Below are 1196 nucleotides of genomic sequence, written 5' to 3' on the forward strand. Positions count from 1 at the left end.
AGCGAGGCGAGGCCCGCCGCCACCGCGACGGGGTTCCCGGACAGCGTGCCGGCCTGGTAGACGGGCCCGGCGGGGGCGAGCGCGGACATCACGTCGGCGCGTCCACCGAACGCGGCGGCGGGCAGGCCGCCGGACATGACCTTGCCGAAGGTGGTCAGGTCGCCGGCCACGCCGTCGATCCCCCACCAGCCGCGGTCGCCGGCCCGGAAGCCGGTCATGACCTCGTCCATCACCAGCAGCGCGCCGTTCTCGGAGCACAGGGTGCGCAGCTCCTCGTTGAAGCCGGGCAGCGGCGGGACCGTGCCCATGTTGCCGGCGGCGGCCTCGGTGATCACGCAGGCGATCTCGCTGCCGTGGGTGGCGAACACCAGGCGGGCCGCCTCGACGTCGTTGTACGGGAGCACGATCGTGTCGTGGGCGGTCGCACCGGTCACGCCGGGCGAATCCGGCAGGGCGAACGTCGCGAGCCCCGACCCCGCGTCGGCCAGCAGCGCGTCCACGTGACCGTGGTAGCAGCCGGAGAACTTGACCACCTTGGACCGACCGGTGAACCCGCGTGCCAGACGCACCGCGCTCATGGTGGCCTCGGTGCCGGAGTTGACCAGGCGCACCTCCTCGACCGAGGTCCGGCCGACGATCTCGCGGGCAAGGTCGACCTCGCCCTCGGTGGGGGTGCCGAAGCTCAGACCGCGGGTGGCGGTCTCCCGCACGGCGTCGACGATCGCGGGGTGGGCGTGGCCGTGGATCATCGGGCCCCAGGAGGACACCAGGTCGATATAGGTGTTGCCGTCGACGTCCGTCATGCGGGAACCCCGCGCTTCACGCATGAAACGCGGGGTTCCGCCAACGGAGTTGAAGGCGCGAACCGGGGAGTTGACCCCGCCTGGGATCAGCTCGCGGGCCTCGGCGAAGAGCTCGGCCGATCGGGTAGTGCCGGACAGGCCGGACGGGGTCGGGAAGGCATCGCTCGCAGACGTCACCCGTCCAGTGTCTCAAAGACTGCCCGCGAGTACCCCCTCGCGGTGTCAGGCCTGCGGCGGGGCGGGCTGGCCGTGCGGTGCGAACAACGCCTTGACGGCGGTGTCGACCTGCCCGGCCACGTCCTGCAGGGCCTTCTCCGCCTGCTGGTGCAGCTCCTGCGGGGTGGGCAGCGGGGCCGGTGCCGGGACCACCGGAGCGGGCACGGCGGGCGCTGC

Annotated in this window: 1 protein-coding gene; it reads right to left on the reverse strand. The window is 72.8% G+C overall.

Annotated elements, in window-relative coordinates; translation table 11 throughout:
• Window positions 1-980: aspartate aminotransferase family protein (locus G6017_RS14190; RefSeq protein ID WP_524536304.1), on the reverse strand; the 980-nt coding region annotated here is incomplete at its 3' end.
• Window positions 981-1196: the final 216 nt, after the last annotated feature.

The organism is Dietzia sp. B44, assembly GCF_014145245.1.
GTDB classification, from domain to species: domain Bacteria; phylum Actinomycetota; class Actinomycetes; order Mycobacteriales; family Mycobacteriaceae; genus Dietzia; species Dietzia natronolimnaea.